This window comes from Bacillus sp. PK6-16 (assembly GCF_056530295.1).
This window is the reverse complement of record NZ_CP096511.1, coordinates 4,716,120-4,740,347: the sequence shown is the minus strand read 5'-3', so window position 1 is coordinate 4,740,347 and position 24,228 is coordinate 4,716,120. Positions and strand designations below refer to the sequence as shown.

The following is a 24,228-nucleotide window of genomic DNA, read 5'->3' as shown; positions in this document are numbered from 1 at the left end:
CCGCTACTACAACTTCCATTACTTTTTTCATCTCTCATCTCTCCTTATTTTTTGTTTCATTTCTTACTCTCAGTATAAGGAAATACAGTAATTACAACTATCGAATTGGATGACAAGAGACTTACATTGTTGTAAGGATAATAGTTTAGTTTGTAATAAAGTGAAACTGTAATCAGTGGGGGGGCTTACTGCCCGTTAATGCGGGATTTCAATTCTGAACTTTCTGTTGTTTTGAACTATAATTAGAAAGAGGGGGGATAATATGAAAAGAATTCTTGTTATTAGTGATATTCATGGAGAGATAGAAAAGTTCGAACAGTTATTGGAAGAAGCTCAATATGATGCGAAACAGGATCAATTAATCTTACTGGGAGATTATGTAGATCGTGGTCCAAATGCGCGTGCTGTAATTGAAAAGGTAAGAGAATTGAAAAAAGAGGGAGCACTCATTTTAAAAGGAAATCATGAAGATATGATGATTAAGGCGTTAACGACAAATGAGGAACGTTCATGGAACCATTGGGTAAAAAGAAATGGTGGAGATAAGACATTATATAGCTATGGATTTGTAGAAGAAGATATTGCGGTTAATGAGAAAGACTTCCAAAAACCGATTTTACACTCTCGTGTATTAGAGGAACATATAAAGTTTATTCAAGAATTAGATCATTACATTGAAACAGAAGAGTATATATTTGTACATGCTGGGGTTGAACCGATGAAACGAGTTTCTGAATCTGAACCATATACATTAATGTGGATCCGTAATGAATTTCATAATGGATATAGCGGTGAAAAGGTTGTTGTATTTGGGCATACGGAAACAAAAACGCTTCATGGTAGTGAGGATTGCGGAGTGTATTTTGGTAGTAATCGTATTATTGGGATTGATGGCGGGGCTGTGTATGGCGGTCAGCTAAATTGTTTAGAGTTGCCGAGTAAAAAGGTATATGTAATAAAAAATTGAAAGAGATAAGAGGAATCTTATTTCTTTCAATTTTTTATTAAGCTAAATTTAAGACAAAGTTTTTATAATAAAACTTCAAAATTTTAGAAGGAAATAGTTAAAAATGAAATTACGTAATGTAACTACATTCTTTTGTTATGAAGAGAAGAAATGTAATAATAAATAGAATTGAACTATTTGATGGAAGGTGAGAGCATGCGTTTACTTGTAGTAGAAGATAATGCTTCGTTATTAGAGTCTATCGTACAAATTTTACGTGATGAATTTGAAGTAGATACGGCAATAAATGGAGAAGATGGATTGTTTTTAGCTCTTCAAAATATATATGATGCAATTTTGCTGGATGTGATGATGCCAGGGATGGACGGATTTGAAGTGATTCAAAAAATACGAGATGAAAAGATTGAAACACCAGTCCTGTTTTTGACAGCGAGAGATTCTTTAGAAGATCGGGTGAAGGGATTGGACTTTGGTGGAGATGACTATATTGTTAAGCCATTTCAGGCCCCTGAGTTAAAAGCGAGAATTCGTGCTTTACTACGCAGAAGTGGTAGTTTAACAACGCAGCAAACAATTCGTTATAAAGGGATTGAATTGTTCGGAAAAGATAAAGACGTTCAAGTACATGGACAAAGTATTAAGTTGACATTGAAACAATATGAGCTACTAGAGTATCTCATTCAAAATAGCGGGAAGATTTTAATGCGTGAACAAATTTTTGATCGTGTTTGGGGATTTGATTCAGATACTACAGTAGCGATTGTAGAAGTATATGTGCATCATTTGCGTAAAAAATTAGAACCATTCGGTTATCAGAAAGATATTCAAACCGTTCGAGGTATTGGATATATATTAAAAGAACAATGAAAAAAGGAAGTATGTTTCAAAAAACACGCATTCGTTTGACTATAGTGAACTCATTAGTATTTATTCTATTAATAGGTATATTAGGTAGTATTATTTATTCATACACATATAAGCGTATTTATAATGAAGTGGATCAATCTATAAAAATGATGGCTCAGTATAGAGAAAAATTAGATGTTAAAATACCACCAAGAAAACGCATGGAGAATATCCAAATTGGAGATCCGCGAGTAACTAGAATAACTTGGAATGGGAAAATAGTGAAAATAGAGGGCGATAACCGTAAATTCCGTTCTATTTTTGAAGAGAATTTGGAAAGTTTTTCTCCCGAAAAATTAGAGGAGTTACAAGATATTGAAGTACAAGGACGATATTTTAGAGCATTTTCGCTTCAAAAAGATGGAGAAATAGTTCAAATCGTGCGAGATATAACAGCGGAAGAAGGAATGTTAAATACTTTATTTTTAATTCTCGTTATAGGTTGTAGCATAGGAAGCCTCTGTGCGATAGGTATTGGCTTTTTCCTAGCTGGTAGAGCACTTGTACCTATTCAAAGTTCATGGGAGAAACAGCAGCAATTCGTTTCTGATGCATCACATGAACTCAGGACACCACTTGCAGTTATTCAATCAAAAACGGATGTTTTATTCCAGTCACCATCCGCTACGATAGAAGAAAAAGCGATGGATATTTCTACAATTTCAAAAGAATGTAGGCGGTTATCGAAACTCGTTAGTAATTTATTATTGCTAGCACGTTCTGATTCTAATCAAATTGAAATGGATAAGAAAACATTTGAACTTGATAAATTGTTAGAAGAAATAGTAGCTCCATATAAAGAGATTGCTTCTTATCAAGAAAAAGAAATGATGCTAAAAGTAGAACGTGGTGTATCTTTTATGGCTGATAGAGAGCGGATTCATCAAATGATGGTCATACTGTTAGATAATGCGATGAAGTATACAAACGAAGGTGGGCATATTCAAATTGATTGCACGCAAACGAGTAGTTCAATTCGCATACAGGTGAAAGATGACGGGATAGGAGTGAAAGAAGAAGATATTCCGAAATTATTTGATCGTTTTTATCAAGGGGATAAAGCAAGAAGTACGTCAGAAGGAGCTGGATTAGGTCTTTCAATCGCAAATTGGATTGTAGAAAAGCATTACGGAAAAATATCAGTAGAGAGCAAATGGGGAGATGGCACTTGTTTTGAAGTGATTTTCCCTAAAAACCAAAAAATATAAGTAAGAAGACGACCTTGTTTTTACAGGGGCGTCTTTTTTTAAGGTAAAGTTAAGAAACTATTTATATTATGTATGGCATCAAGAAAGTTCGTTACATGAAGAAGAGACTAGGTGTATGTGAGTGGGGTTTATCAATCATAATGTTATCTCAAGCAGCGATGAGATGTATGTATAGTATTAAAAAAACTAGGGGAATGATGGGAAAGAAAGTATAAGAGGGAGGAATTAATTTTGAAAAAGAAAATGATGACGGTATTCACTATTGGAGTAATGAGTTTAAGTATATTAGGGGGTGCCTCTCCTTCTGAAACACAAAAAGGAAAGACAGATTACACGCAGCGCAGTAAAGAACAATTGAACAATGGTAAGATACATGCAGTGCATACAGAAGAAAAAGCAGAGAAACTAGGTATTGAAACGGAAGGAAAAGAACAAATTACACTAGAAAAAGAAATTCATGAAACAGAAGTAGGAAGGGAAGCAGAGCAGTTAGGCATATCGATTGAAGGAAAAGATGTTGGGACGCTGTCAGAAGAAATCTATGAAACAAAAGTAAAGCAAGAAGCGTTAAAGCTAGGTATATCTATAGAGAATACATCAATTGTAGATTTAATTACTCAAATTAATGCGATTAAAATTAAAGATGAAGCAGATAAATTAGGTATTTCGACAGATGGAAAAGAAATCGAAGACATCGCGGAAGAAATCTACGGAAAGAAAGTAAGAGAAGAAGCAGAAAAGCTAGACATTTCTCAAAAAGGAAAAGAAATTGAAGAGTTAGCACAAGAAGTGTACGAACAAAAAGTACAAGAAGAAGCAAAAAAACATCATATTGATTTGTATGGTAAAGATATATATCAAATATTAAGAGAAATTAATGAACAAAAGGTGCTACAAATGGCAGATGAGCTTAATATGGATAAAATGAATATGAATATTCAAGAGTTAGCGGAAAAGATAAAAAAAGATCAGCCTGAAAAAGGAAAAGAACTAAATTTTGTACCGATGGTACGAACGGATGCTGACGCATTTTATTCTTATTTAACGAATTAATAAGGGTGTGAAAGCGATAAGAAAATTGAAGTGGTATATATGTACAGCTTTACTAGGTGCAGCAATATGGAGTGTATATACAAATGGAATTCCAAAGTATGTAGAGAAGTTAACATTCTCAAATATACAAAAAGGAAAAGAAACGGAGTTTAGTAATAACGATGAAAAAGTCATCTTATCAAATGTTCCCTTAATTCAGCAGTTACCAGAATTGGATAGAGGCTGTGAAGTGACGAGTTTAGCGATGATGTTACAATACGCTGGTGTTTCAGTGGATAAGATGACATTAGCAAATGAAATAAAAAAAGTTGATTTTATAGACGATGGTGTGCGCGGGAATCCAAATGAAGGATTTGTAGGTAATATTTATACATTTTCTGAATCGGGATATGGTGTATATCATGGGCCACTTTTTCAGTTAGCGGAAAAATATTTACCTAATAAAGCTGTAGATTTAACAGGGAAGAATATAGAAGAAATTTATAAGAGTATAAAAGCAGGGCAACCTGTAGTCATGATCACAAATGCAACATTTGCACCATTAGATGCAGATGAATTTACTACATGGGAAACAAATAGTGGAGATGTTTCTATTACGTATAATGAACATTGTATTGTACTTATCGGGTATGATCAGGAATCTGTATATATTCGAGATCCACTTGAGGGTAGCTTAGATGTAAAAGTACCGAGAGAAACCTTTGAACAGGCATGGGCGCAAATGGGAAGTCAGGCAATTAGTTATGTAAAGAGCGTCAAATAAATTAGGACGAAGAGTTTTAGTAATATGACTATAAGGCGAAGGATAAAGATTTGAGGATTATAAGAGAAGTTTTATAGAGTATAAGCTGTTAAGAAATAAGAGAACTTTAGCATATATAATGCTAAAGTTCTCTTATTTTTATGATTAAAATACGTATAAGGAGTGAATATGCAAAAATGCATAATTGACGAAAAAATTACATGTTATCATTATATATTGTTTTATATATGTTAATTGTATAAAATGACACAAGTATCCACATTACATAAAGGAGGCTTATTATGCAAAAAATATTTAACTGGGTTAAATGTATGAGTATCAATAAAAAATTAATCATTTCATTTTTTATTATTTTAACTATACCAGGAATTATTATCGGTGGTGTTTCATATCAAACTGCCAAAACAAATTTTGAACATCAAATGACAGCTAAAGCAAAGGAGAATATTTCGATTTTAAATACTGTTATTTCTCAAAATATAGAAGAGAAATTTGTTGATGCGACGTACTTTGCAGACATCTTAACAGAGGATACATATCCAAATGGACAGGAAGAAATAGTAAGAACGAAGTTAGCACAATATATAAAGCTTCATCCAGAAGTAGAAGGTATTTATATTGGAACAGAGACAGGAAAGTTTATAAGAGAACCATTTATCCAGATGGCTGATGGGTATAATCCAACAGATAGATCTTGGTATAAAGAAGCTCATGAAAATAAAGGGAAAGTAATTGTTACTGCACCATATCAGTCAGCATCTACAAAAAATATGGTAGTGACAATTGCGAAAGAAGTAAAAGATGGTAAAGGTGTTATAGGAATTAATTTAAATTTAGATAACATCTTAAAAATTTCCAAAATGATTAACATTGGTGAAAAAGGTTATGCAGTTATTTTAGATCAAAATAAGCAAATTGTTAGTCATCCATCTAGAAAACCAGGTGCAAAAGTTACTGATCCTTGGATTAAACCAATCTATGAAGATAAACAAGGAAATGTGTCTTATACAGAACAAGATGATAAAAAGAATTTAATCTTTGCAACAAATGAGAAAACGGGCTGGAAAGTAGTTGGCGTTATGTTCGATGAAGAAATTACCCAAGCTGCCAGTCCAGTGTTTTATAAGACTTTGATTGTCATTGCTATCGCTATTGCATTTGGTAGTATATTAATTTATTTCATTACAAAGTCTATTACAAGGCCATTACGAAAAATAGCTGAATCGGCATATAAAATTAGTAAGGGAGATTTAACAGAGAAAATTACAATCCATTCCAAGGATGACATAGGGAAATTAGGGAATTCATTTAATGAAATGTCTACGTCTTTACAAGATGTTATTACCCAAATTAGCTTTTCAGCAGAACATGTTGCAGCATCGGCAGAAGAGTTAACAGCGAGCGTACAGCAAGCAAATGATGCGACAGATCAAATTACAATTGCAATGGAACAAGTATCAGGTGGGGCTGAATCACAAAGTCAAGGTGTTGAAGAAGGTGCGGCTACATTGCAACAAGTAAATACAGCAATTCAAGATGTAACTGGAAGCGCAGAGTCAATTTCTATTTCCTCATTACATGCGCGAGAAAGAGCTGAAGAGGGAGAAGATTTAGTTGAACAAACTGCAAAACAAATGCAGTCTATTTCTAGGTCGGTATCCGAGTCAGATGCTATTATTAAACTTCTTGATGAGAAATCAAAGCAAGTAGGAGCTATTTCTGAAGCAATTCAAAACATCGCAACTCAAACAAACTTATTAGCTTTAAATGCGGCTATTGAAGCAGCAAGAGCAGGTGAACAGGGACGAGGATTTGCTATTGTAGCAGATGAGGTTAGAAAATTAGCAGAGCAATCAGGAGAGTCATCTGGAGAGATTGCAAATTTAATTGCAGAAATTAAGGCGGATATTGAACATACTGTTAAGGCGATGGATAATGTGAATGGAGAAGTTCAACAGGGCCTTGATGTTGTAACAAAAACGAAAGTAAGTTTTACGGAAATTTTAAGTTCTACTACACATATTGTTTCTCAAGTTAATCAAATGGTGGAAACAACGAAGAGAATTGCTGGAGATGCAAATGAAGTGACAAATGCTATTGATGAAATTGCAGCTGCTGCAGAAGAAAATACAGCTAGTATGCAAAGTGTTGCAGCTTCAACAGAAGAACAGGTTAATTCCATGGAGGAAATTAGTTCAGCTTCGCAAAACTTAGCTGAGATGGCAGAAGAACTACAAGCGATGACTAGTAAATTTAAAGTATAATAACAGCAGATAAGTAAGGTGAAAATAATATCACCTTACTTATTTTTCTATTCAGCAATTAGGGGAGTCATTAACGGGATGAAAAAAAGAAGAAGACTATGGAATTTATGGAAAACGATTACATTGTTAGTTTGTACAGTTGTAATTTTTTCTTTACTTGTGACAGATATATTAATTAGTCATAATGTAGAACGGACGACGGAGGATAGCCAAGCAGAGAAGGCAAAAACAATTGCACACATTGTGGCGAATGATTCGATTGTAATCGATGGTTTGGTTGGGAAAGCAGATACCTCTGCAATCCAAACGTATACAAATAGAATATTACAAAACACAGGTGTTCAGTTTATTGTAGTTATGGACATGAATGGAATAAGAAAGTCACATCCAAATCCTCAAAAAATAGGGCATCATTTTATTGGAGGAGATGAAGGGCCTGCATTGAAAGGAAAAGAACATGTATCGTTAGCAGAAGGAACTTTAGGTATTTCCATGCGAGTGTTTGTACCAATATTTTCTGAAACAGGTGAACAACTTGGAGCTGTGGCTGTTGGTATTTCAGCAGATAATGTAAAAGAGAGAGTTAAGGAAAGTAGACATATCATTTATATTGGTGTCGGAGTTGGTGTATTAGTCGGAATTATAGGAGCAATATTGCTAGCTAGACATATAAAGAAAAGTTTATTCGGTCTTGAGCCGCACAGGATAGCAAAAATTCTTGAAGAAAGAAATACGATGCTACAATCTGTAAAGGAAGGTATTATTGCTGTAGATAAAGAGGCTAGAGTAACATTAATTAATAATGAAGCGAAACGTCTATTTAAAAAAAGCGGACTTGAAGAAGATTTTATCGGTAAAGATGTTGAGTTGTATATGCCAAATTCACGTATAAAAGAAGTATTGCAAACGGGAGAAGTACAATTAAACGAAGAACAAAATATTTATGGAATTACGATTGTGACGAATCGAGTTCCTTTATATGTAAAAGGAGAAATAGTTGGTGCAATTGCAACATTTCGTGATAAAACAGAGATTAGAAAACTAGCAGAGGAACTAACTGGTATTAGACTATATGCAGAAGCATTACGGGCACAATCTCATGAGTTTATGAATAAGATGCATGTCGTATTAGGGCTTACACATATGAAGCAGTATGAAGAATTACAGAAGTATATAAGCGGCATGGTATCAGAGCATCAATATGAAATTGGTGGAGTTATGAAAAGAATAAAAAGTCCAGTATTTGCTGGTTTTTTACTAGGTAAGCTCAGCTATGCTAGAGAGAAAAATATAAAATTAATTATAAGTGAAGATTCTTATATGCCGGAAATAGATGATGAAAGTATTACTCATGAACTTATTACGATTGTCGGAAATTTAATTGATAATGCATTAGAGGCAGTTACGAATTGTGAAAAGAAGCGAGTTGAAGTTAAGATACAACATGGGGATATACTAACTATTACAGTACAAGATACGGGAAAAGGTATACAAGAAAAAGAAATAGAGGAATTATTTACGAAAGGTTATTCCACAAAGGGAGATAACCGCGGTTATGGTTTGTATCTTGTAAAAGAAAGTATACAGCGAATAAATGGGGAAATTCATATGCATTCATTAGTAGGTAAGGGAACAACGATAACAATTGAAATACCTAAAGGTAGGGATGAGAGGCAAATATGATTAAAGTTTTAATTGTAGAAGATGACCCGATGGTAGCAATGCTAAATACGCATTATTTAGAGCAAGTAGGAGGATTTGAACTTGTTCAAGCAGTTAACTCAGTAAAGTCGGCGATCGAAATATTAGAGAAATCACGAGTAGATTTAGTATTACTTGATATTTTTATGCCTGAAGAGACTGGTTTTGAGCTTTTAATGTATATCCGGAACCAAGAAAAAGAAATCGATATTATAATGATTTCAGCTGTACATGATATGGGAAGTATTAAAAAAGCATTACAATATGGTGTAGTAGATTATTTAATTAAACCATTTACATTTGAACGATTTAAAGAGGCATTAACTATATATCGAGAAAAACTTACTTTCATGAAAGAACAACAAAAAATTAGTCAATCGGAATTAGATTCGTTAATTTTACAAAAAGAAAAAAGGGAGCCTACTGTCACGAAAGAGCTTCCGAAAGGGTTAACGAAGCAAACGTTGCAATTAATTTGGCAGAAGATCGAGTCGTTGAATGGAAGAGTGTTTACAACAGATGAAATGGCACAATTAGTTGGAATTTCAAGAGTTTCTATTCGAAAATATGTAATGTTTTTGACTGACATTGGGGTGTTAGAAAACGAAATGATGTACCAACATGTGGGCAGACCTGTAAGTAAATTAAGATGTGTTGATCAAAAGAAAATAGAGTTTTACGTATAAGCGACTTAATATAAGTCGCTTATACTTTTTTTAATTACAAAATCAATTACAAAACTTACAAAAACTATTTTTACTATTGAAAGCGTTTTAATATTGTTATTAAGAAAACGAGGGGGTGCCATATGGGAATTCAAAAGAATGTGGAAGCGGTATCATTTTCTGAAGGAAATGAAGTACAAAGAGAATCTTTCGCTTCTAAAATTATGAATGTAAAAATCGGTGTTATACCTTTACCGTTATATGTAGTATTGGCTGCTATTATTTATGGGGCATCTGTATATAATAAATTGCCAGCAGATATGATTGGTGGATTTGCAGTTATTATGATCATGGGGATTTTCTTAGGCGATATTGGGATGAGAATTCCAATTTTAAAAAATATCGGCGGTCCAGCAATACTTTCGTTATTTATTCCATCATTACTTGTATTTTTTAACTGGATGAATCCAGCTTCAATGGAAGCTGCGACTATGTTAATGAAAAAATCGAACTTTTTATATTTATATATTTCTTGTTTAGTAGTCGGAAGTATTTTAGGAATGAACCGTAAAGTGTTAGTACAAGGTTTCGTTCGCATGTTTATTCCTTTAGTAGTAGGGACGTTAGCTTCTGTAGCAGTAGGGTTATTGGTCGGTTCATTATTTGGATTTGAAATGAAGCACACATTCTTCTTTATCATCGTACCAATTGTGAGTGGTGGTATCGGGGAAGGGATTTTACCATTGTCGCTAGCTTATAGTGATATTTTAAATGAATCATCAGCGACGTTTGTATCACAGCTTATTCCAGCAGCTATTATTGGAAATATGTTCGCAATTGTAAGTGCAGGGTATATGAAGCGTTTAGGTGAGAAGAAACCGGAGCTTAGTGGTAACGGTGTATTAGTGAAAACAGACAATCAAGCAGAATTATTAAAAGAACAAAATACAGAGAAGCCAATTGACTTCTCATTAATGGGAGCAGGTTTATTAATTGCGTGTACGTTCTTCATCTTCGGAGGATTTGCTTCTAAGTTCATCGGTATTCCTGGGGCAATCATTATGATTTTTTCAGCAGCACTTGTGAAATACTTTAAATTAATGCCAGCAAAAATGGAGCAAGGAGCATTCCATTTATATAAATTTATTTCGAAGAATTTAACTTGGCCTTTAATGGTTGGATTAGGGTTGCTATATATTCCGTTAAAAGACGTAGCAGCAGTTCTTTCAGTAGGATATGTTGTTGTGTGCGCATCGGTTGTTCTTACAATGGTAGCATCAGGTTTTCTTGTAGGGAAAGTGATGAAGATGTATCCAGTTGAATCGGCGATTGTAACTGGATGTCATAGCGGTTTAGGCGGAACTGGAGATGTTGCTATTTTATCGGCTTCAAATCGTATGGAATTAATGCCGTTCGCGCAAATTTCAACTCGTTTAGGCGGGGCGGCAATGGTTGTAACGGCGACAATATTATTAAAAATGTTTTCATGATCAAACAAGCTAGCTATATTCGTATAGCTAGCTTGTCAAATTAAGGGGAGATTATAAGTATGTTAGCAAATCAAATTAATGAAAGATCATTGTTATTGCATAAAGAATTAGTAGGGAAAATTGAAATTACAAGTAAAGTGGAGGTGAATTCAGCGGATGATTTAAGCCTGACGTATACACCAGGTGTAGCGGAGTCGTGTAAAGCGATTGCGGCAGATGAAGAAACAGTGTATGACTATACAGCACGTGGCAATATGGTGGCAGTTGTTTCAGATGGAACAGCGGTACTCGGTTTAGGAAACATTGGACCGAAAGCCGCTATGCCTGTTATGGAAGGAAAAAGTATTTTGTTTAAGAAGTTTGCGAATGTAGATGCTTTCCCATTATGTTTAGGCACAACGGATGTAGATGAAATCGTTACCCTTGTAAAAAATTTAGAGCCTACATTTGCAGGGATTAATTTAGAAGATATTGCAGCACCGCGTTGTTTTGAAATTGAAAAACGATTAAAAGAAGAAACGAATATTCCTGTATTCCATGATGATCAACATGGAACAGCTATTGTCGTTTTAGCAGCTGTTATTAATGCATTAAAAGTTGTTAGCAAACAAATGGATAATGTGAAAATCGTTATTAACGGTGCGGGTTCGGCAGGAATTGCAATTGGAAAATTATTATTAAAGGCTGGTGCAAAGCACATTACGCTAGTTAGCCTAGAAGGTATTGTTTGTGAAGGTGAAACATGGATGAACGAAGCACAAATTGAAGTTTCAAAAAAGACAAATCGTGAACATGTGCGTGGAACGTTAAAAGAAGCAATTCACCAAGCTGATATTTTTATTGGCGTATCTGCTCCTAACGTATTAACGAAAGAACTTGTACAGACGATGAATGAGAAAGCAATTGTGTTTGCAATGGCGAATCCAATTCCAGAAATCTTCCCTGAGGATGCATTAGAGGCTGGGGCAGCTGTAGTAGGAACTGGACGCTCGGATTATGCGAATCAAGTAAATAATGTATTGGCGTTTCCCGGAATATTCCGCGGTGCGTTAGATGTGCGCGCAACTGATATTACAGAAGAGATGAAATTAGCGGCAGCATATGGGATCGCTAACATCATTACTGATGAAGAACGTAATGCGAATTATGTAATCCCCAATCCATTAGATAAAAGAGTTGTTCCAAGTGTTGCAGAAGCAGTAGCGAAAGCAGCTATTGATTCAGGCGTGGCACAAATTACGAAAATACCACGTTATTAATAGCGAAAAGCAGTGCCTAAAAGGCACTGCTTTTTTGAGATAAGAAATCAAAATAATGAAGAAGTGTAGAATTATTTATGTTTCTTCACTATTTATTTAATTCCATTGCAACTTGTTTACCATTCACTAAAACCTCAGTTACTGCTACGATCACTTCTATCATTTTTTTCATCTCTCATCTCTCCTCGTTTCATTTCTTACTTTAAGTATAAGAGAAGAGAGATAATTCAACTATCGAAGTACATGACGTAGAAATTACATTGTTGTAAGAAAGTGGCTTATTTTTGTCACTTTACTCAGCGGTGATTACAAACTGATTATAATATTTTTCATTCACATATATATTTAATAACCATAATCCAGATGAAGGTAGTGACATAGCGAGAGGGAGTTCGCTTGTAGTAGAATCGATTGTATTTGAAGTAGTCCAAGTTTGTTTGGAGGTTTCTTTTTGAAAGAGTACTGGTGTTGGAGTTACAGATCCTTGTTTTAGCGCAATAATAGACAATTTTCCAGTTGGTATTTCAGAATCTAGAAAGTACCACATTATTTCATTTTGTTCATTTGCGATAATAGGACTATCAGCCATTGCGACTTTACCTTCGATGCCTTTTAAAGGTATTTTTCCGTCTATGAATGAGGGTGCTTCTTCCCAATTTACATCTTTTAAAACACTAAGGTGAAAGAAGGAAGGTGCGTTCACTTGAGTGGATGACGTTGCTATTACGTCTTTTTTTTGTTCTTTTGAATCCGGTTGCGTTTGTGTGCATCCAGTGATGAGGAAGGAGAGAAGTAGCATAGTTCCGATTTTTTTCATGGTGCCACACTCCTAGTTTTTATTGTTAGTGTAATTGTATTTGCTAGAAGGCGGGACAATTCCTTTAAAGTATAAAAAGAGGTCGTAAGTTTTGTACGACCTCTTTTGACATTTTTATCCCGTAAAAGCCCGATTGGTGTAGGTTAATAATTAGTGGGAGATAGTCCCCACTAATTAAAGTTTCATTTTATATTTGTTCCGTTGTATAGGTTGGTTCGGTTTCTTTTTGAGGCATCGTCAAAAAAATAACGGACAGAACGATACATACGCCGCCTAATAATTGATATGTTCCAAAAGATTCATTTAGCCAAGTGATTGAAACGATGGCAGCTACAAGGGGTTCAATGCTAGATAAAATGCTTGTTTCTGTTGCTGCTAAATATTTAAGACTACCGATATATAGAAGGAAAGAAAGGGTACCACTAATAATGATAAGAATAAGCATAGAAAAAGTTTTTAGTGTAAGGGTTTGTGAAAATTGATTCCACCCGAATGAACGATTATAAATAAGTAGTGCAATTCCTCCGATTAACATCCCCCAACCAATTACTACAGTTGTCCCGCATTCTTTAATGAGAGAAGCCGGATGAAGGGTATAAAATGCAAATCCGATTGCTGTTAATAGTCCAAAAATAATAGCTTCTTTGGATAAAACAATATTTTCAATTGAGCCATTTGTAATAATAAAGTATGTTCCTATTAGCGCGGCTATAATTGCGAATAGTTGCATGGAAGCAGGGAATTTTCTTTGTTCAAATGCAACATACATGGTAATAAGAACAGGACCTAGAAATTGAAATAGCGTTGCTGTGACTGCATTACTAATATGAACCGTTTCGATAAAGGCGTATTGCGCACCGAGCATGCCGAGAATAGAAAAAATAATAAGTTGTATAGAATATCTAGGGTGTTTCCAAATTTGAAATATGTTTTGTTTCTTTATAAGTAAGAAAGACAAAATAAATATTCCTGCAAGCAACAATCGAATTGTTAAAAAATCAATTGAGGATACATTAGTATGCTGAAATAGCCACTGAATCATTGGACCAGATAATCCCCATAATGTAGCCCCTGTAATAATCATAATAAGTCCGATACGTCTACCATTGTTCATTATCATGTTTCTCCTCTCCGGTATTTGATTTTTTATGTGTGACATGATAAAAGGAATTATATATAAAATCTGGTACTGTAAAAAGTATCAGATTTTAGTTTTATTAAGGGGTCAGATATTATGTTAGAATTAACGCCTAATTTAAATATGAATAGTAAAAAGGCATTGTATGTGCAATTGTATGAGTATATAAAAAAAGAGATTAAAGATGGATCGATTGTCCCTTTTACGAAATTACCGGCTAAGCGAAAGTTAGCGATACATTTACAAGTAAGTAAAAATACAGTAGAGGCAGCGTACGAACAATTACTTGCAGAAGGTTATATTGAGTCGATATCGAGAAAAGGCTATTTTGTATGCAAAATTGAGCAAATGGCTCATGTAGAGGATAGTGGAGATAGAATAGAAGAAGTACCGTTTCAGGAGAAGAGTTATAAATTTGATTTTACACAAACAGGAATTGATACAAATGCTTTTCCATTCAATATGTATCGGAAAATTGTAAATGAAATATGGCAGCCGCATAATAACGAACTGCTCTTTCTAGGACACCCTCAAGGAGAAGCGAGCTTAAGAGAAGAGATTACGAATTATTTGTATGAATCTAGAGGTGTACGTTGTTCAGCTAGTCAAATTGTATTAGGAGCGGGAACACAAATATTAGTGAAACTATTGTTTCAATTGTTAAAGGGAAGCAATTATGCAGTTGAAAACCCAGGGTATCATAGAAAGATGGTTGTTTTTGAACAGGGAGAAGCAAGAGTCCAAATGTTATCTTTAGATAGAGATGGAATTTGTATTGCAGATTTAGAAAATAGCAATGCGAATGTTGTATTTGTTACACCTTCCCATCAGTTTCCATATGGAATGATTATGCCTATTACGAGAAGGATGCAGCTTTTACAATGGGCAAAGAAAGAAGAGAGCAGGTATATTATTGAAGATGATTACGATAGTGAATTTCGCTATTCTGGAAAGCCTATACCGGCGCTGCAAGGGTTAGATACAGAGGGGAAAGTTATTTATATGGGGACGCTATCTAAAGCATTATTGCCATCGCTACGGATGAGCTATATGGTGTTGCCGAAGAAATTAATTAAAAAGTATCAACAGCAATATTTATTTTATACACAAAGTGTTTCAAGAATGGACCAAGAAGTGATTAGAAGATTTTTAAATGAAGGCTATTGGGAAAAACATATTCATAAAATGCGTGTCGTCTACCGAAAGAAGAGAGATCGACTTGTTTTTGAAATAGAGAAGTATTTCTCTAATCGTGTTGAAGTGATAGGAGAAGATTCGGGATTACACATTTTATTAAAAGTGCATAATGGAATGCGGGAAGAAGAATTAATTCAAGAAGCTGCGAAACATAGTATCAAAATATATCCTGTGTCTACGTACTATAAAGACGGTACGGCGCCTGAGAATGTAGTTTTACTTGGGTTTGCGATATTATCAGAGGGTGAGATTGCGAAAGCGATTCAATTATTACACACGGCATGGTTTACAAGAAAGTAAAAAACATCCTCCAAACATGAGGATGTTTTTTATTATTTATTTTCATCTAAGAATAAGACCATATGCTCTTCATCCCAATATTGTCCGTTATATTTTAATGAACGTTCTTGTACACCGAATGTTTTAAAACCTAATGATTCATAAAGTTTTTTCGCTCCATCGTTGCCAACAACAACATCAAGCATAACTTGTTCTACTTCTAAAGATTTAGCAAGCTCAAGACATTCTTTAATAAGTGCTTTTCCTGCTCCAAGTCCGCGTGCTTTTGGAGATACATATACAGAACCGATTTTAGCTTTATGTTCTTGTTTTACATATGGTTTCGTTTCCAGTGTTGCAACCCCGATTAATTTTCCATCTTTAAATGCACCTAGCGTATAGTTTTCGTCTTGTGCTAATTTTTGTGCTTTATATTCAATCGCACACTCTTTATTAATAATATCTTCATAAGAAGAGCTGAATGCTTCAGGGTTTTGCTTTAATCCTTCTACGCGAAGTTCTAAGTAAATTTCTGCTTCGTCTTTTGTTAATACATGGATATCCAATTATATCACCCTCCAAATCTTTGCAAATGTACCTTTATTTTATATTGAAATAAGAATAATTTCAAAAGCTTAGCTTATATGAGCTGTTGTTATGAACAAAATAACACCAGTAGTGTTTACTACTACTGGTGTTTTCACACGCATATTATTCAAAAGGTAGCTCGATTATAAAGTTTGTTCCCGCTCCTAATTGGCTTGTTACTAGAATAGAACCGTTATGCAATTCTACAATTTCTTTTGCAACAGCTAGCCCGATGCCTTTTCCGCCTGTAGCTCGTGTTCTGGATTTATCAACACGATAGAAACGGTCAAAAATATGCGGGATATCTTCTTCAGGAATACCTTCACCTTCATCTTGTACACTTATTGTAAAAGAATCTGTTTCCATGAGTACACGTATCGTAATGGATGTGTTTTCTGGCGAATGTTGATAAGCGTTGTGTAATAAATTTAACATAACTTGTTCCATACGTCTTTCGTCTATGCAGACTTCTAAATCATCTTTGCAATATACATGAAGTTGCATTTGCTTATTCGTTAATGTTGTTTTTGTTTTTTCAACCATTCGTTCTAAAAATGGCTGAAGAAGCACTTTTTGTTTTTTTATAACAAATTGGTGTTGTTCTAATTGTACAAGCATAAATAAATCTTGGACGAGATCGGTTACACTATCCGTTTCATCCTCAATAATTTGTAAGTATTCTTCTCGCTCTTCTTTTGTTAAAGAGTCTCTCTTTGCTACCTTCGCATAACCTTTCATATAGGTCAATGGAGTTAATAGTTCATGAGCGACACTAGCGAGAAATTCATTGCGCTCTTTTTTCATATACGTAAGTTCACTCGATAAATCTTCAATTGTTTTTGCTAAACTTCCGAGTTCATCATTTCGTTTAATACCTAATTGAATTGGCTTGTTTAATTTTGACATTTTTTCTGTCGCTCTCTTCATTTTTACAAGTGGTTCTGTAATAACGCGTGAAAAAACAAAGACAGAAATTGTTGTTAAAATAATTGTTAAAACGCTAATGATAAGAAATTGGTTCATGAGTTTAAGTAACATATTTTCTAGGAAAGATGTTTTTAATAACATATATAGCTTTCCTTGAAACTTTGTTGTGTTAAGTGGGCTTACTGTTGTGATGAACTTTGATTTTTTCCAGTTCCTTTCAACGACCAATCCGCCGTCTGGGACAGTTTCTGTTTTACAAGTAAGTTGTTTTTGCATATCTTTTGTTACGGGTTCTGAGGTGGAAATAATTTTGCCGTTATGGTCAGTAATAATGATAGCTATATCGGAGTTAGAAATTGATTCCGATTCAACTAAGTGTGCAGCCTCATTCGTAATATCGAACTCAGGGTACACAGGACGTTTAGGATTTTTATTATGTTCAGCGTGTTTCATTTCTTTATAATATTCATCCCGTCTCTCGCGGCTTTTAATTTTTTTACTATAGCGATTACCTTTCTCTAAAAGAGCATCTGTTTCCTCTACAATACGCATTTTTGAAAGGCTTTTATAAAAAGATACGAAAGCAATTGTTTCAATACATAAAGCTAATATTAAAAAGTATGTCCCAATTTTAAGGGAAAGTTTACTCATTTTTTCACCATACCTTATTCATAATAAAGAGTCAGTGGTATACGATTTCCCACTGACCGAAGTAATTATTCACTTTTCCATTTATATCCGACTTTATAGACCGTTTCTAGGTAATCTTCAATCGGAAATCCTTTTTTGCGTAGTTTATCACGGATATTACGAATGTGTGAGTCAATTGTTCTATATTCGATATCTGTTTCATAGCCCCAAATTTTTTCGATTAAATCATCTCGGCTATAAGCACGGTTTGTATTTTGTAAAAATAGTCCGAGTAACGAAAATTCGATAGGAGTTAATGAGATTTTTTCATCATAAACTGTGACAGTATGTTTCGTTTTATCCCACTCAATACCATTGAAACTAACAAAGCCATCTTTTTTTGTACGGCGTAATATAGCCTCGATTCGTGCGACTAATACATGCTCATCAAATGGTTTTGTAATATAATCATCTGCGCCCATCGTGAGGCCTTTCACCATATCGTAGTTTTGGTTGCGAGCTGTTAACATAATGATAGGAACGTTGGAAATTTGACGAATTTGATAGCAAGTATCCCATCCATCCATACTTGGCATCATAACATCTAATAAAATAATATCGAATTCTTTTTGTTCGATTAATTTTAGTGCTTCAAGGCCAGAGGTAGCTTTCATACAAAAATAGCCGCGAGGGCTTAAGAACAGATCTAATAATCGTAACATACGTTCTTCATCGTCTACTAATAAAATTTTTACCATAATCTTGTGCACCCCAAACTGTTCATTCTACTTGTATAGTTTACATGAAAATAATAAAAAACTCTTTTTATGTGATTGAATGGAGGGCTGATTTTTTCGCTCAGAGTAATTGACATAAAAAATGCACTAGTTTTGCACAACTATTTTTTATAATAGAAAACGTAGCGACACAAAATACCCTATGTTGCGACATAACGTCATGTCATTTTATTTATAAAATGACAATTCCATTCTATTGTGTATGTGAGATAGAGAGGGTTTTCGTATTCACCTCGCATCGGATAAGAAAAATTTCCTATCTCACACTTTTTTTAAAAGGAGATCATACACATGAATTCAAAAGAAGAAATTTCAAAAAAAGAAAAGCAAGATCGTAATACGGTTGTCATGTGCGTTGCCGTATCTATGGTTATTATTATAAGTTGCGTAAATAAAATTTTGGGGATTTTATAATATAAAAAAAGCTGATTGCTTCTTAAGGAGCAATCAGCTTTTTTCATTGTTAGGGGGAGTGTTCATATAATAAACCAAGGTAAAATTGCTAATCCAGAAGTTACAATTGCTGTAGTAAATATTAAAAGCATAGCTCGTTTGTTTTGTTTCATGTCACATTCTCCTCTACATATCAAGTACATGCGATCAGCGTGGGATGTAGTTCCCCACTGAGTAAAGTTTCACTTTATATTTTTAGTATAATGAATGGAAAGGTTTGGTACGATCGATAAAGGTGACATGAAGATTACATTGTTGTAATGAAAAAAACATCTTTCTTATTAAGAAAGATGTTTTTGGAAAACTCCCCCACTGAGTAAAGTTTCACCTTATATTGAAGTATTAATCATTTAAGAACAGAACCATATGTTCCTCGTCCCAATATTGACCGTTATGTTTTAATGAACGCTCTTGTACGCCGTAAGTTTGGAAACCTAATGACTCATATAATTTTTTTGCTGCATCGTTACCAACTACAACATCGAGCATAAGTTGTTCTACATGTAATTTATCGGCATTTTCAATAATTGCTTTAATTAGAGCTCGTCCTGCTCCAAGGCCACGCGCTTTTGGGGAAACAAAAACGGAGCCAATTTTTGCTTTATGTTCTTGTTTAATGAAAGGCTTTGTTTCTAAAGTAGCGATACCAATTAAATCGTTATCTTTGAAGACCCCTAGAGTATACTTATCCGGATTGCTTAATCGTTTTGCCATAGCAGCTACAGGATCCTCATGTTTAAGAACATCTTCATAAGAAGAGCTAAAAGCTTCCGGGTTCTTCGTTAAACCTTCCATACAAACTTTTAAATATATTTCTGCGTCCTCTGTCGTTAATAAGCGAATTTCCATCGTTGTAACCTCCTTGGTCGATTTTAAATAAAATAAATCCATTGCTTTTATAAGAATGTGTATGCGTTTTGTTAGAAGTCTCTTTTAATTTGTAAAAGAATGAAAAGATATATGCTACAATGTTTTGTTTTAATTATGTAATGAAATTATATATTAACTTTATTAACTATTCAAGTGTTTAATATGTTACATTTTTATAACTAAAATAACTCCTCGATTGAGGAGTTATTTTTTAAACATTGGATTGATAGCCATCAATTCGTTTTGGATGTGTGTAAATATTACAAGAGTCATTTCTAATAAACCCTACGACTGTAATGCCTAAATCATGGGCAAGTTGCAATGCTAGTTTTGTTGGGGCAGATTTAGATAGAACAATTTCACATCCGATTTTTGAAACTTTGAGTAAAATTTCAGATGAAATACGTCCGCTAAATGCGATAATTTTTCCTTTAACAGATATATCATTGCGTAAACAATGACCGTATATTTTGTCTAATGCATTATGTCTTCCGATATCCATTCTTGATAGAAGGATATTATTTCGATCACATAGCGCGGTATTGTGAACACCACCAGTTTGGCGAAAGGTAGTGGAAGATTGTTGTAAAGTATTCATTAAGTAAAAACATTCTTCAGGAGTAATTTTTACGTGTATATCATGTAAGTCTTTTGCTTTTGCTGCGTCGTTTACGAAAATAAAACCTTGTCTACCTTTTCCGCAGCAAGAAGTGACGTATCGTTTATTATATAAAGTTTGATAGAGCGGATTCACTTTTGATGATTTTACATGGACAATTCCGTTATCTTTTTGAACCCATAGTTCTTCAACATCGTTATAGGAAGAAATAATCCCCTCAGAAATTAAAAAACCAATTACCATATCTTCAATATAATTTGGTGTGCATACGACTGTTACATATTCTTCACCATTCAATTTAATAGTAATAGGAGATTCTGTAACAATCTCATCCAGTTGTTTTGAAAATGTACCAGATTGATAACGTACAATTGTATAAGTCTCTTGCGTAGGCCCCATATTTAATTCCCCTTTTATATGTATTTCTCTCCCACATTTATCATAAAACAATGGGAAAAATAAAAACACCTATTAACAAGAAGATCACAGATTATTTTGGTTATTATTGTATATGTACGATATAATAGAACTGTAGAATAGTGATATTTTCAAGCTTTCGTAGTTATACCTTATAACATCTAGAATCGACTTCATAAGAAAGTATTTGGGTAGAGCGTTTCAAAAATATGTACAGTAATGCGATTTTGAAAACGGATTCATGATTGTGTTGTACAGTTGGTTGTAAGGAGAGGGGAAACTATGGCAGAACAGACAGTCCGTGTAACCGTCGATGGTAAAGAATTTTCTGCATCAGGTGAAAAGACGATACTACAATTATTTAACGAGAGTAATTTGGAACATCCTCAAATTTGTCATGTACCAGAAGTAGATCCAATTCAAACTTGTGATACGTGTATTGTAGAAGTAAATGGAAAGTTATTGCGTGCTTGTTCAACGAAATTAGAGAACGGTATGCATATCGAAAGACAGTCTCAGCGTGCAAAAGAGGCACAGACTGAGGCAATGGATCGAATATTAGAGAATCATCTACTGTATTGTACTGTTTGTGATAACAATAATGGTAACTGTAAAGTCCACAATACAGTACATATGATGGGAATTGAGGAACAGAAATATCCGTATGAGCCAAAAGTAAGTGCGTGTGAAGTGGATATGTCACATCCGTTTTATCGATATGATCCAAATCAATGTATTGCTTGTGGACAGTGTGTAGAAGTATGTCAAAACTTACAAGTGAATGAAACTATATCGATTGATTGGAGCTTAGACCGTCCACGTGTTATATGGGACAATGGTGTAAGTATAAATGACTCATCTTGTGTAAGTTGCGGGCAATGTGTAACAGTATGTCCATGTAATGCGTTGATGGAGAAATCAATGTTAGGTGAAGCTGGATTCATGACAGGATTGAAACCGGATGTGTTAGATCCGATGATTGATTTTGTAAAGGATGTAGAGCCGGGATATAGTAGTATTTTAGCAGTTTCAGAAGTAGAGGCTGCGATGCGTAAGACGAAAGTGAATAAAACAAAAACAGTTTGTACATTTTGTGGTGTAGGTTGTTCATTTGAAGTATGGACGAAAGACCGCCACATTTTGAAAGTGCAGCCTGTTTCAGATGCGCCGGTTAACGGTATTTCAACATGTGTAAAAGGCAAATTTGGATGGGATTTTGTAAACAGTGAAGATCGTATTACAAAGCCATTAATTCGCCAAGGAGATATGTTTGTTGAAGCTTCATGGGAAGAGGCTCTTGAAGTTGTTGCATCCAATATGCAGCATATTAAGTCAGAATATGGAAGTGATGCATTTGGGTTTATTTCTTCTTCGAAAGTAACGAATGAAGAAAATTATCTTATGCAAAAACTAGCCCGTCAAATATATGGAACGAATAATGTAGACAACTGTTCCCGTTATTGTCAATCTCCAGCAACAGACGGTTTATTTAAAACTGTCGGTATGGGCGGGGACGCTGGAACAGTGAAAGATATTGCGGAAGCAGGCCTTGTCATTATCGTTGGAGCAAATCCGACAGAAGGACATCCTGTACTTGCAACGCGTGTAAAACGTGCTCATAAATTACATGACCAAAAATTAATTGTGGCGGATCTTCGTAAACATGAAATGGCAGAGCGTGCGGATTTATTCATTCATCCGCGCCAAGGAACTGATTACGTATGGCTCGCTGGTATTACGAAATATATTATTGATCAAGATTGGCACGATAAAAAGTTCATAGCTGAAAATGTGAAGAATTTTGATGAATATAGCAAAATGGTAGAAAAGTATACGCTTGATTATACAGAAGAAATTACGGGGATTTCGAAAGAAAATCTGAAAGAAATGGCACGTATGGTATATGAAGCAGATGGTACTTGTGTACTTTGGGGAATGGGTGTAACTCAAAATACTGGAGGAAGTACAACTTCAGCAGCAATTTCAAATCTATTGCTTGTTACGGGTAACTATCGTCGTCCTGGTGCAGGAGCATACCCATTACGCGGACATAATAACGTACAAGGCGCTTGTGATATGGCAACATTACCAAACTGGCTTCCAGGTTACCAAGCGGTTTCAGATGATGTGCTTCGTGCGAAATTTGAAAAAGCATACGGTACTACAATTCCGAAAGCACCGGGCTTAAATAATATTGCAATGTTACTGGCAGCAGATGAAGGAAAACTGCGTGGTATGTATGTTATGGGTGAAGAAATGGCTTTAGTAGATTCGAATGCCAACCATGTACAACATATTTTAGCGAATTTAGATTTCCTTGTTGTTCAAGATATGTTCTTATCGAAAACAGCTCGTTTTGCTGATGTTATTTTACCGGCAGCACCAAGCTTAGAAAAAGAGGGAACATTTACGAATACAGAGCGCCGTATTCAAAGATTATATGAAGTATTGAAGCCGCTTGGTGATTCAAAGCCAGACTGGTGGATTTTACAAAAAGTAGCTCGTGCGCTTGGCGGGGACTGGAATTATGCAAGTCCAAGTGAAATCATGGATGAAATTGCATCGCTTGCACCTTTATATTCTCAGGCAACATACGATCGTTTAGAAGGATGGAATAGTTTATGTTGGGGTAGCCATGATGGTAGCGATACACCACTATTATATGTGGACGGATTTAACTTCCCGGATAAACTAGCTCGTCTATCATTAGATGAATGGGTACCACCAGTTGTAGCGCCAGATGAGTATGATTTACTTTTAAATAATGGTCGTATGTTAGAACATTTCCACGAAGGGAATATGACGAATAAATCGGCTGGTATTTTATCTAAAGTATCTGAAGTGTTCGTTGAAATCTCGCCTGAACTTGCCCTAGAGCGCAATGTGAAAGATGGTGGCCTTGTAGAATTAGCATCACCATTTGGGAAAATTAAAGTACAGGCACTTGTTACAGATCGTGTAACGGGGAAAGAGCTATATTTACCGATGCATGCAACGGTAAATGAAGAGGCAATCAATATTTTAACTGGAACGGCGACAGATCTTTATACGTGTACACCAGCGTACAAACAAACAATGGTAAAGATGCGTGTATTACGTGAAAAAGGGAATCGTCCGTTACCATCTTCAAACCCGAGAGATAAAAAGCGTAATCCGCAAAACGGTGTTGAAATCGAGCGAAAATGGCAAAGAAAACAATACGTATCACTTGTGGACTAGG

General features: G+C 34.8%; 20 protein-coding genes and 1 pseudogene. 14 read left to right on the top strand and 7 right to left on the bottom strand.

Annotation, left to right across the window (positions count from 1 at the left end; genetic code table 11):
* Window positions 1-262: 262 nt before the first annotated feature.
* From M1D66_RS24345 to M1D66_RS24295, 11 genes and pseudogenes are all read left to right on the top strand, one after another.
* Window positions 263-967, top strand: coding sequence for a metallophosphoesterase family protein (locus M1D66_RS24345; RefSeq protein ID WP_000821975.1), 705 nt, complete (start codon window positions 263-265; stop codon window positions 965-967).
* 195 nt (window positions 968-1,162) lie between these two features.
* Window positions 1,163-1,834: a response regulator transcription factor gene (locus M1D66_RS24340; RefSeq protein WP_242554875.1), complete on the top strand. Its 672-nt coding sequence runs from the start codon at window positions 1,163-1,165 to the stop codon at window positions 1,832-1,834.
* Complete coding sequence (locus M1D66_RS24335; RefSeq protein WP_006925058.1) at window positions 1,831-3,081, top strand: sensor histidine kinase; 1,251 nt, start codon at window positions 1,831-1,833, stop codon at window positions 3,079-3,081. Before M1D66_RS24340 ends, M1D66_RS24335 begins: the two co-directional genes overlap by 4 nt.
* A 231-nt stretch (window positions 3,082-3,312) precedes the next feature.
* The gene (locus tag M1D66_RS24330) at window positions 3,313-4,134 is read left to right on the top strand and encodes a hypothetical protein (RefSeq protein WP_000728587.1); all 822 of its coding nucleotides are present in this window, start codon (window positions 3,313-3,315) and stop codon (window positions 4,132-4,134) included.
* A gap of 7 nt (window positions 4,135-4,141) precedes the next feature.
* Entirely contained in the window at window positions 4,142-4,897 is a 756-nt protein-coding gene (locus tag M1D66_RS24325) for a C39 family peptidase (protein WP_086384851.1), read from the top strand.
* 281 nt (window positions 4,898-5,178) lie between these two features.
* Window positions 5,179-6,174 (top strand): annotated as a pseudogene (locus tag M1D66_RS24320) (cache domain-containing sensor histidine kinase); the annotation flags it as partial.
* Window positions 6,175-6,213: 39 nt separating this feature from the next.
* Window positions 6,214-7,161, top strand: a complete 948-nt coding sequence (locus tag M1D66_RS24315; protein ID WP_433846465.1) for a methyl-accepting chemotaxis protein — start codon at window positions 6,214-6,216, stop codon at window positions 7,159-7,161.
* A 78-nt stretch (window positions 7,162-7,239) separates the two neighbouring features.
* On the top strand, window positions 7,240-8,844 hold the full coding sequence (locus M1D66_RS24310) for a sensor histidine kinase (protein WP_000747345.1): 1,605 nt from the start codon (window positions 7,240-7,242) through the stop codon (window positions 8,842-8,844).
* Entirely contained in the window at window positions 8,841-9,548 is a 708-nt protein-coding gene (locus tag M1D66_RS24305) for a response regulator (protein ID WP_000598666.1), read from the top strand. The genes M1D66_RS24310 and M1D66_RS24305 overlap by 4 nt, the downstream gene beginning before the upstream one ends.
* Window positions 9,549-9,670: 122 nt before the next feature.
* The gene (locus tag M1D66_RS24300) at window positions 9,671-11,017 is read left to right on the top strand and encodes a 2-hydroxycarboxylate transporter family protein (RefSeq protein WP_000512722.1); all 1,347 of its coding nucleotides are present in this window, start codon (window positions 9,671-9,673) and stop codon (window positions 11,015-11,017) included.
* A gap of 59 nt (window positions 11,018-11,076) precedes the next feature.
* Window positions 11,077-12,276: an NAD(P)-dependent malic enzyme gene (locus M1D66_RS24295; protein ID WP_000880780.1), complete on the top strand. Its 1,200-nt coding sequence runs from the start codon at window positions 11,077-11,079 to the stop codon at window positions 12,274-12,276.
* Between the two features lie 292 nt (window positions 12,277-12,568).
* On the opposite strand, the gene M1D66_RS24290 is transcribed toward M1D66_RS24295, so the two are convergent.
* Together M1D66_RS24290 and M1D66_RS24285 are read right to left on the bottom strand one after the other, a co-directional pair.
* Window positions 12,569-13,093 carry a DUF4871 domain-containing protein gene (locus M1D66_RS24290; RefSeq protein WP_006925045.1) on the bottom strand — a complete coding sequence of 175 codons (525 nt, stop codon included), beginning with the start codon at window positions 13,091-13,093 and terminating at the stop codon, window positions 12,569-12,571.
* A gap of 187 nt (window positions 13,094-13,280) precedes the next feature.
* On the bottom strand, window positions 13,281-14,207 hold the full coding sequence (locus tag M1D66_RS24285; protein ID WP_001059054.1) for a DMT family transporter: 927 nt from the start codon (window positions 14,205-14,207) through the stop codon (window positions 13,281-13,283).
* 120 nt (window positions 14,208-14,327) lie between these two features.
* Between M1D66_RS24285 and pdxR the strand changes: the two genes are divergently transcribed.
* On the top strand, window positions 14,328-15,728 hold the full coding sequence (pdxR, locus tag M1D66_RS24280) for a MocR-like pyridoxine biosynthesis transcription factor PdxR (RefSeq protein ID WP_025710215.1): 1,401 nt from the start codon (window positions 14,328-14,330) through the stop codon (window positions 15,726-15,728).
* 32 nt (window positions 15,729-15,760) lie between these two features.
* Here the strand turns inward: pdxR and M1D66_RS24275 are convergent, their stop codons facing one another.
* From M1D66_RS24275 to M1D66_RS24265, 3 genes are all read right to left on the bottom strand, one after another.
* On the bottom strand, window positions 15,761-16,273 hold the full coding sequence (locus M1D66_RS24275) for a GNAT family N-acetyltransferase (protein ID WP_000351212.1): 513 nt from the start codon (window positions 16,271-16,273) through the stop codon (window positions 15,761-15,763).
* A gap of 145 nt (window positions 16,274-16,418) precedes the next feature.
* Complete coding sequence (locus M1D66_RS24270) at window positions 16,419-17,873, bottom strand: HAMP domain-containing sensor histidine kinase (RefSeq protein ID WP_000041024.1); 1,455 nt, start codon at window positions 17,871-17,873, stop codon at window positions 16,419-16,421.
* Between the two features lie 65 nt (window positions 17,874-17,938).
* Window positions 17,939-18,610, bottom strand: coding sequence for a response regulator transcription factor (locus M1D66_RS24265; protein ID WP_000238957.1), 672 nt, complete (start codon window positions 18,608-18,610; stop codon window positions 17,939-17,941).
* A gap of 330 nt (window positions 18,611-18,940) precedes the next feature.
* Here M1D66_RS24265 and M1D66_RS24260 point away from each other — a divergent pair, with 330 nt between their 5' ends.
* Window positions 18,941-19,063 carry a hypothetical protein gene (locus tag M1D66_RS24260; protein ID WP_001085006.1) on the top strand — a complete coding sequence of 41 codons (123 nt, stop codon included), beginning with the start codon at window positions 18,941-18,943 and terminating at the stop codon, window positions 19,061-19,063.
* 381 nt (window positions 19,064-19,444) lie between these two features.
* Here the strand turns inward: M1D66_RS24260 and M1D66_RS24255 are convergent, their stop codons facing one another.
* Both M1D66_RS24255 and fdhD read right to left on the bottom strand, forming a co-directional pair.
* On the bottom strand, window positions 19,445-19,951 hold the full coding sequence (locus M1D66_RS24255; protein WP_000405875.1) for a GNAT family N-acetyltransferase: 507 nt from the start codon (window positions 19,949-19,951) through the stop codon (window positions 19,445-19,447).
* Window positions 19,952-20,183: 232 nt separating this feature from the next.
* The gene (fdhD, locus tag M1D66_RS24250) at window positions 20,184-20,990 is read right to left on the bottom strand and encodes a formate dehydrogenase accessory sulfurtransferase FdhD (RefSeq protein WP_000529241.1); all 807 of its coding nucleotides are present in this window, start codon (window positions 20,988-20,990) and stop codon (window positions 20,184-20,186) included.
* 300 nt (window positions 20,991-21,290) lie between these two features.
* Here fdhD and fdhF point away from each other — a divergent pair, with 300 nt between their 5' ends.
* Window positions 21,291-24,227 (top strand): formate dehydrogenase subunit alpha, encoded by a 2,937-nt coding sequence (gene fdhF, locus M1D66_RS24245; protein ID WP_000840666.1) that lies wholly within the window; start codon window positions 21,291-21,293, stop codon window positions 24,225-24,227.
* The last annotated feature ends 1 nt before the right edge of the window (window position 24,228 follow it).